We start from the raw sequence: 8,746 nt of genomic DNA, 5'->3' as shown, positions 1-8,746 counted from the left end.
CCACGTAATCGTAAAAGGGAATGAAAACCTATGGACATTATTCCATCTTAAATTTAAGCGGCACGTAAAAGCTGAGCATGGCGGTAATGGGAGTAAACAGAGAAGTTCTGGTGCTCAGGGTACAGATGAATACATCGATGTGCCATTAGGTACTGTGATCAGGGATACTGAAACTAATGAGATCATCAAGGAAATTACTGAAGATGGTCAGGAATTTATAATTGCCGAAGGTGGTAAAGGAGGACTGGGAAACTGGCATTTTAAAAGTTCGACCAATCAGACTCCGCGTTATGCTCAGCCAGGTATTGATGGGCAGCAGGTAGATATTACTCTGGAACTAAAAGTTCTTGCAGATGTTGGTCTGGTAGGTTTCCCTAATGCTGGAAAATCTACTTTACTTTCAGTAATTACTGCTGCAAAACCAAAGATTGCCAATTATGAATTTACCACTCTAAAGCCAAATCTAGGGATTGTTCAGTATCGTGATTTTCAAACTTTCGTGGTTGCAGATATTCCTGGGATCATTGAAGGAGCAGCCGAAGGTAGAGGTCTTGGGCATCGATTCTTAAGACATATCGAGCGTAATTCAACACTACTTTTCTTAATTCCTTCAGATGCGAAGGATATTAAAGAGCAGTACGATATTCTTGTTGATGAGCTTAGGCGATACAATCCTGAATTGATGGACAAGGACAGGTTGATCGCAATTTCGAAAAGTGATCTTTTAGATGAGGAACTTAAGGCAGAAATGAAATCGCAACTGGATAAAGAACTTGATTTTCCATACCTGTTTATTTCTTCCGTAGCTCAAAAAGGACTTCAAGAGCTGAAGGATAAATTATGGCAAATGCTTAATTAAGCTTGTTTAATTCCTGTTAAACAGGTGTTTGCTCCGGCTGGTTTTGGCTATTTTTAGAAAAAACCGGTTATGAAAATTCTAAAAATATCTACTTTATTATTATTTATGGCTGCCTGTAATACACCACGGGCAGTCTACGATTACGATCAAACGGTTCAGTTCGATCAATACAATTCTTATTCAATTTATTCCGATTTACAAACAGGACTCAATCAGCTAGATCAGGGAAGGCTATTAAATGCTTTAAACTCTAAGATGCAGGAAAAGGGCTTCAGTAGATCTGAGACTGCCGGACTTCAGGTGAATGTATATACGCAGGAGTACGAAAGAGATAATCGTAGCAGAGTTGGTCTTGGCCTTGGTGGAGGTGGAGGCAATGTTGGAGTAGGAGTGAGCGGAGGTATTCCTATAGGGAAAATGGATACCTACATGGAGCTTACATTTGATTTTGTAGACAAAGAGAAAGATGCTTTGGTTTGGCAGGCGGTAGTAGAGAGTAGCTTTGATGCAAACGCTGATCCAGAAAAACGCCAGAAGGCTTTTGATAAAATAGTTGAGAAAGCTTTAGAGGGATATCCGCCAGAGAAATAGTCAGCTTCAATTATATTAATAAAAAAGCCCCATGCAATTGCATGGGGCTTTCCATTTTGATTGGATAGTTAGTACAAGGTTGAACCTAGTTCTCGTTGTCTTCAATCATATCGTCATCCATGGAATCTTCAGAATCATCTTCTGTCATCGACTGACTTTCAGATTTTCTGTTTGATACTACAAATGCACTTCTTCTGTTCTTAGCATATTCTGCATTAGTACATCCTGTTGGTTGAGTACAGTCATTTACTGGACGTGTTTCACCATAACCTTCAGATGTTAGTCTGCTTCTGTCAATTCCCTTCTTAACAAGGTAGTCTACTGTAGAAGCTGCTCTTCTTTTAGATAATGCCATGTTGTAGCTGTCTGAACCTCTAGCATCTGCATGAGACTCAACTTTCACTTTGATATTTGGATAATCATTCATGTAAGTTACTACTGAATCCAGAACAACTTCAGACTCTTTCTTGATCGTTGCTTTGTCAAAATCGAAATAGATTTTGCTGCCATCGATCGGGATAAGATCCTGACCGCTCGTTGGATCAACTTCAGTAGGAGCTTCGACGATCTCATTCTCTTCACGTGTGAATTGATATAGATTATCTGTTCCTCTTCTATTTGAGGCAAAATATCCAGTTTCATCACTCTCTTTCACAACATATGCGAAGTCATCGTTACCACTATTAATAGAAGATCCAAGGTTTTCTACTTCACTGAAGTCTCCTTCAGTTCTGTAGATGTCAAGGTTACCAAATCCCTGGTGTCCATCTGAAGTGAAGTATAAAACATCATTTTCGCTAATGAAAGGGAATTGCTCTCTGTGAGCTGTGTTCACTCCAGCTCCAAGATTTTGAGGAGTTCCGAAGGTTCCATCTTCATTGATATCCACCACGTAGATATCGAAAGATCCACTTCCACCAGGCATGTCGCTGGCAAAGAATAACTTCGTTCCATCTGCATTTAGGCTTGGGTGTTCTACTGAATATTCTTCACTACTAAAAGGTAGTTTTTCAACGTTCGTCCATTCACCATCTACCATTTCAGCACGGTAAATACTAATGTGAGCTACACGAACATCATTCTCATTTTTCACACGATCTTCATTCGTTCTGTCAAAATAGATAGTATTTCCATCCTGACTGAAGGTTGCTGAACTCTCATGCTCATCTGTATTGATAACATCTGAAAAAAGAACTATGTCTTTCATCTCACCATCATCATCCATTTGTGCACTGTAAAGATCCAATGCTGGCATTTTATTCCATGGATAGATAGGGCGTTCCTGGTTTCTTGTCGATGCAAAAGCTACACGATCACCATAGAATCCAATTCCGAAGTCTGAAGATGAAGCGTTGTTCATAATCTGATCGTACTTGAATTTATGAGGAACTACAGTATCAAGAGTATTCTTGAATTCTTCATGATTCCAGTCATTTCCAGATAACTCATTCATTAACTCATCGGCTTTTACATAATTACCCTGAGCCATCAATGCGTGAGCATAACGGAATTGATACTCCGGAGCAACTGCACCGGAATGTCTTAAAAATAACATCTCATATACTTCAGCTGCGTTCTGCATCTGGTTAGTATAGAAGTAAGAGTCTCCAAGATTCTGAAGAATCTCCTGAGATTTCTCATTTACGTTTTCATAAGCATCAGCGGCATCGATATAGGCTGCATTCGCGAAAAACTTGTTTCCGTCTCTAATGTCAGACTTTTGACCGAAAGCGGTAATGCTTACGAATAAAATTAAAAGTGTACTATATATATTTTTCATCTTAGTCTGGTTTTAGAAGAATCTTGGTGATTTGTCATATCCTTTCTTAAGTCCGAATAGGTCCAGATCAAATAAAAGCATGATCTCATGTGAACCATCGTCGCTCAGGTCATAAGTTGGGTAATCATATGCATACCCAATTCTTAATCCCGGAGTTACCTGAAAGTTTACCAAGCCTGTAACAGACTTATCGAATCTATAACCAACACCTGCTTCAAATCGATCGTAAAGCAATGCGTTCGCATTTACATCAACAGATAATGGTGATCCTTCAACCCCTCTAACCATGGTAGAAGGTTTCAGTTTGAAGTTTTCAGTAATGTCAAACACATAACCACCGGTAAGGTAGTAATGGATCTCTTCAGAACCTTTGTCTCTAAGCAACTGACTGTCATCAAGGTGATCTGCTGTTAACAAGTTAGGTGCAGAAACTCCTAAATAATGTTTATCACCAAACCAGAAAGCTCCAACTCCAAACACAGGAAATACTTCGCTAATGTTCTGGAATGCTGCATCACCTGGATCATTTAAACGTAAGTTAGCAAGGTTAGCATCGAAAGTCGTAAGACCTGCCTTTGCACCAAAAGATAACTTCGTGTTGTCACCAGTTGGGATCACGTATGCGAAATCTGCCGTGATATTGTTGGTTTTCTCAACATCACCAATTTCGTCATGAACTACAGTTAGTCCAAGTTCAACACGCTCACTTACCGGAGTGTGGGCAAAGAAGTTGAGGGTGCGTGGTGCACCATCAACATCTGTCCATTGCATTCTGTAAATCGCACCCAGGTTCAACATGCCCGGGTCGTCTGTCGCATAAGCAGGATTCACAACACTCATGTTGTACATGTATTGAGTGAAGAGCGGATCTTGCTGAGCCATACCCTTTATAGAGAAAAGGATAATGCCTGCGAATAATAAATATTTTGTGATTATTTTTTTCATCTCTTGTTCTTGTTTATCCTAATTATCTACTTAAGTATACTTTTCCTCTTCTTGGCTCAGTGCTACCATCTTTGAAGTCCAGGTAATAGAAGTAAACCCCTACTGGTAACAAACCGTCACCGAATGAACCTTGATTGCTGGTACCATCCCAGTTTGGAGTATTTGCATTCCCCTTGTAAACTGAGTCACCCCATCTGTTGTAGATCTCAATAGTATAGTTAGGATAGAAATCTTCGATATATCTAATCTCGAAATCATCATTTAATTGATCACCGTTTGGTGAAATACCTTCTGGTATGAAGAAGTCACATTCCAGGCTAACGTTCACAGCAAGTCTTTGTGAGCTATCACAATCTGATGCTGGGTCGTACAGGGAAGCGAAATATGTCACTCCATCCTGAAGTGCGGTTCCTGTACTTAATGGATCTGTACTATCTGCACTTGCATACCAGGTTACATTTGAAGTCTGGTCGATTGCATCATTCAGGTCTGCGATCGTTGGATCGTCGAACTGGCAGAAAGTTTGATTCGCATCGTCGATTGTAGGAGTTCCAGGATCTGTAATGCTTACATTAAAGGCAGTAGCCTCAGATTCACAACCAGCTTCTCCACGCTGAGTTACGTAGTAAGTTCCTTCAGTTAAAGGAGCATCTTCAGCAACCATCATTGTAAGATCAGCATCAGTATAGAAAGTTAGATCTTCACTACCTGCTGTTAGATCAGCACCTGTTGGATCGAGGATCGCACAGTAAGTTGCATCTCCAACTACCGGAGCATCTCCTACTTCCTGAACTGTAATTGTAAATTCAGCAGTATCATCTCCACAATCATTGATGGCAGCTACTGTATAAGTCACAGTGTAAGTTCCTGCGTCAAAAGTTGAAGGATCCATCATTCCATCTGTTACAACTGTACCATCTTCAAGGGTGAACTCACCGTCTGTATCAGCATCTACTGATAAGAAATCAAACAGGTTTTGTACACCATCGTTTTGACAAACGGCGATTTCCATATCCATTCCTGCAAATGCAGCGTCCTGTACAGTAATAGTAAAGGTTGCAGCATCAGTACAGTTCTCATTTTCTAATGTGTAGATAACAGCATAGTTTCCGGCATCAAAATCTGCTGGATTCATTAGACCATCTGCAATTACATCTCCATTAAGGCTGAAAGATCCAGTTGAATCGGTATTATCAGACAAGAGACTGAATAGATCTACTACATCATCGTTCTGGCATATGGCAACAGCCATATCATCTCCAGCATCTGGCGATTCGTTCACAGTTACACTAATCATTGCAGTATCATTACCACAATCATTTTCAGCATCTACTGTATAGGTGATCATATAAGTGCCAGCCATAAAGTCTGCCGGATCCATAAGACCATCTGTGATAACACTTCCATCTATTGTGAAGGTTCCGTCATTATCTGTAAACTCACCATCCAGAATATCAAAAAGGTTTTGAACTCCGTCATTCTGACAAACAGTAACCGCTACATCATCTCCAGCAAGAGCGGAGTCGATCACAGTAATCGTGAACGATATAGAATCTGTTCCAGAAACGCAATCTGAAGAATCTTCACTTAAAGTATAAGTTATGCTATAATCACCAGCCGCCATCATGGATGGATCGAACGTTCCGTCCTCATATCCTTCAAACACTCCGAAATCTGGATTGTCTCCCAGGAAGCTAGTTAGATCCTGTACGCCTGAATTTTGACAAATTGGAGCTGGATTAGCAACTTCGTCTAGTTCAGCATCAATATTCTCCCTAACAGTAATAGTTAGTTCTACTGAATCTGCACATTCATTTGTCCCAATACTATAAGTAGTAGTGAAATCACCAGTCGTCATACCTTCAGTGTACATTTCTGCCAGTTCAGAGATGCTTGGATTAAATGATCCATTTGGAGCATCTTCTGGTAGTAAATTGTTGAATTCCGATGTTAGGTTTGCTTCAGTAAAGAAAGCGGCATCAACGTCATTCTCACAAACGATCGTAGTTACATCTTCTCCAAGATCAAAACCTTGCACTACAACAACAGTTATTGTAGAGCTATCAGAACCTGTTATGCAAACATCAGTTGTTGCATCTACTGTGTAGGTAGCTGTAAATGTACCTGCACCACTAATACCAGTGTCAAAAGTAGAGCCTGATAGTGTAAGATCATCACTAGAGAAAGTTCCACCAGCAGTCGTGCTGCCAGATAGAGCAGTGTTTAAATCAACAACACCCTCTGTACTGCAAAATGTCACCATAGTATCTTCTCCAGCATCAGCAGTCTCATTTGGGTTAATTGTGATTGAGTAATCTGCAGAACTTGTACATGTGCCACTGCTTACAGTATATGTTGTTGTAAAAGTCGCAGGAAAACTTGTGGTAGCGGCATATTGAGCTAACAGTTCACCAAGGTTGTTATCTGTGAAAGTACCACCTCTGGCGATAGTTGGATCAAATTCGTTCAGTAATTCTTCACCCTGTCCACTTGGATTGGCAGCAATTTGCGCAGCTAATGCCGTGAACTCTGCCTGACAGAAAACAAAGTCTCCTCCAGGTCCAGCATTCGGAGCCTGTTCTACTGAGATGGTAAAGTCTACAGAATCTGAACCGGTCACACATGTGTCATCCTCATCAATAGTATAAGTAATGGTAAAATCGCCTGCACCGGCTACAGATGGATCAAATATGCCATTTGAAATAGTGGTATCATCACTTGAAAAAGTTCCACCAGCGATGCTGTCTGGACCTAATAAGTTTGAAAGTGTGATCACATCGTCATTAGAACAAACTCCGTCAACATCTGCAATAGTTCCTGCTTCAGCATCAACGGCTTCGTTAATAGTGATTGTTGCTGTGGATGATACAGCGTCACAGGCTACAGTTGCAGCAATTGTATAGGTTGTGCTAAAATCTTCAGCTCCAACTACTCCGTTGTTATAATTTGAAAAAAGTGTCGCAATTGAAGGGCTAAAGCTTCCACTGTCGTCATCTGTTCCTAAAAGGTTTAGAATGAAAGTTTGAAGCGAAGCTTGGCTTGCGAATGCAGTCATAACGTCATCGTCAGTCTCACAGAAACTTGCAGTAGCATCTGTTCCTGCATCTGGATCTGCGAGTACATTCACTGTAAGAGTTGAAGAATCTGAACAGTCTGAATCGTCTGTAGTTCCAGTTGTAACCGTATAGGTTACTGAATATGAAGCCGGAAAATTATTGGTAGCTACATCATTTAAATATTGAGTAGCAATGGTTCCAAGCTCTGGGGAAAAAGTTCCACCGGCATCCGCACCAGCAATAAGATCTGCAAATGCATCTTCAGCTGCAGAAGGGTTGGTAGCAATCTGAGTTATAAGTGCTGCAAGATCGCTCTGGCAGTAAGTTAATTCGGTATTATCACCTGCATCTGGATTTTCTACTACAGTGATTGCAAGATTAACTTCATCTGTACAATCCTCGGTAAATTCTACACTATAAGTAGTCGAGTAAGTACCTGGACCAGTGTATGCAGCTACAAGTTCACTTAAACTGCTATCTGAAAAAGTTCCATTTGTTGGTACATCATTATCTGTATCTGAATCGAAGTTGTTCTCCAATAATCCCAAAAACAGGGTTTTTAAGTTCTCAGTAGAACTAAAAGCATCGTCTGCATTGGCTTCACAAGTTGATTCATCCAGATTGTCTGGTCCTGCATCAGAAGGTATAATAGTCACAGTTACTGCTCTCCTGTTTGTGCTTTCACATGGAGGTTGAGTAGAGTTAGTTCTATTCACAATCTGGCTTACGTAATATGTTTCTCCATCGATCAACCGCGTAGAGTTGGCCAAAGGTGGTTGAGAAGTTCTTGTGCTATACCATCTAAAGGCTTGAGTATCTGGACTTGTAGCGCTAGCTTCAAGATCTCTTACCCTCGGGTCGTCACTTTCGCAAAATATTTGATTTGCAGCGGCATTCGGAGCAAAAGCATTTACAGGATTAAATTCAATTGCGATACGGCTGGAAAATCTGCAATCAGCGTCACTTGGATCATCCTGTCCAATGAAATAATTTTCGCCAGCAATAAGTGCAGTAGCATCAGACAATTCATCGTTTGCTTTACCAAATTCATTGGCATAGACATTAAGATCGAAAGAAGGGTCTGCTGGAGTTATCAAGTCCTTTAAATCCCCAACTGTGGTGACTGAACCTGTAGAATATACACATGGTTCGAAGAAATTTCCAAAGGTGGAAACCGGAGCTCCAAGATCATCAACTGTTACGTTGATTTGCGGTCTACTTGTACAAGATCCATCTTGATTTCCTGCAAAGTAAGTACCTGATCTTAAAATTTCATTGTTTGGAATAGGATTTGTAGAAGTTGAAGTACGATAAAATCTCAATGTTTTACCAGCTGCAGGTGTAGCTTCTAAATCACCAACAGTATCTAAATAGCAGAACTCCTGGTTGGGATTGTTTACAACAGGGCATTGTTGTCCATACGCGGACGACATGCCTGCCAGAATTAGGGTTAAGATAAAAAGGTAAAACATTTTACCCTTGAACCTCATGGTAAAATTTTGCATAGGCTAGGTG

The 8,746-nt window shown here is 40.5% G+C and carries 5 protein-coding genes; 2 read left to right on the top strand and 3 right to left on the bottom strand.

What is annotated here, in order from left to right; all coding sequences use genetic code 11:
• On the top strand, nt 1-859 hold an 859-nt coding region (gene obgE, locus ACNKXS_RS10590; protein ID WP_417920802.1), incomplete at its 5' end, for a GTPase ObgE.
• A gap of 69 nt (nt 860-928) precedes the next feature.
• Nucleotides 929-1,450 carry a DUF4136 domain-containing protein gene (locus ACNKXS_RS10585; protein WP_417920801.1) on the top strand — a complete coding sequence of 174 codons (522 nt, stop codon included), beginning with the start codon at nt 929-931 and terminating at the stop codon, nt 1,448-1,450.
• Between the two features lie 85 nt (nt 1,451-1,535).
• Here ACNKXS_RS10585 and ACNKXS_RS10580 read toward each other — a convergent pair whose 3' ends face one another.
• Genes ACNKXS_RS10580 through ACNKXS_RS10570 form a run of 3 tightly spaced genes read right to left on the bottom strand, consistent with a single transcriptional unit; the run spans nt 1,536 to nt 8,664 of the window.
• On the bottom strand, nt 1,536-3,230 hold the full coding sequence (locus ACNKXS_RS10580; RefSeq protein WP_417920800.1) for an OmpA family protein: 1,695 nt from the start codon (nt 3,228-3,230) through the stop codon (nt 1,536-1,538).
• Nucleotides 3,231-3,242: 12 nt separating this feature from the next.
• Entirely contained in the window at nt 3,243-4,175 is a 933-nt protein-coding gene (locus tag ACNKXS_RS10575) for a PorP/SprF family type IX secretion system membrane protein (RefSeq protein ID WP_026915128.1), read from the bottom strand.
• A gap of 22 nt (nt 4,176-4,197) precedes the next feature.
• On the bottom strand, nt 4,198-8,664 hold the full coding sequence (locus tag ACNKXS_RS10570; protein ID WP_417920799.1) for a T9SS type B sorting domain-containing protein: 4,467 nt from the start codon (nt 8,662-8,664) through the stop codon (nt 4,198-4,200).
• Between the last annotated feature and the right edge of the window lie 82 nt (nt 8,665-8,746).

Origin of the sequence: Christiangramia marina, from assembly GCF_048285865.1 — a bacterium.
GTDB lineage: Bacteria > Bacteroidota > Bacteroidia > Flavobacteriales > Flavobacteriaceae > Christiangramia > Christiangramia marina.
The sequence above is the reverse complement of the archived record's forward strand: the minus strand, read 5'-3'. Positions and strand labels throughout refer to the sequence as shown.

What these genes read in the sequence shown, in the direction of transcription:
- ACNKXS_RS10585 (WP_417920801.1), top strand. Translation starts at nt 929, where the DNA reads ATGAAAATTCTAAAAATATCTACTTTATTATTATTTATGGCTGCCTGT.
- ACNKXS_RS10580 (WP_417920800.1), bottom strand. Translation starts at nt 3,230, where the DNA reads ATGAAAAATATATATAGTACACTTTTAATTTTATTCGTAAGCATTACC.
- ACNKXS_RS10575 (WP_026915128.1), bottom strand. Translation starts at nt 4,175, where the DNA reads ATGAAAAAAATAATCACAAAATATTTATTATTCGCAGGCATTATCCTT.
- ACNKXS_RS10570 (WP_417920799.1), bottom strand. Translation starts at nt 8,664, where the DNA reads ATGTCGTCCGCGTATGGACAACAATGCCCTGTTGTAAACAATCCCAAC.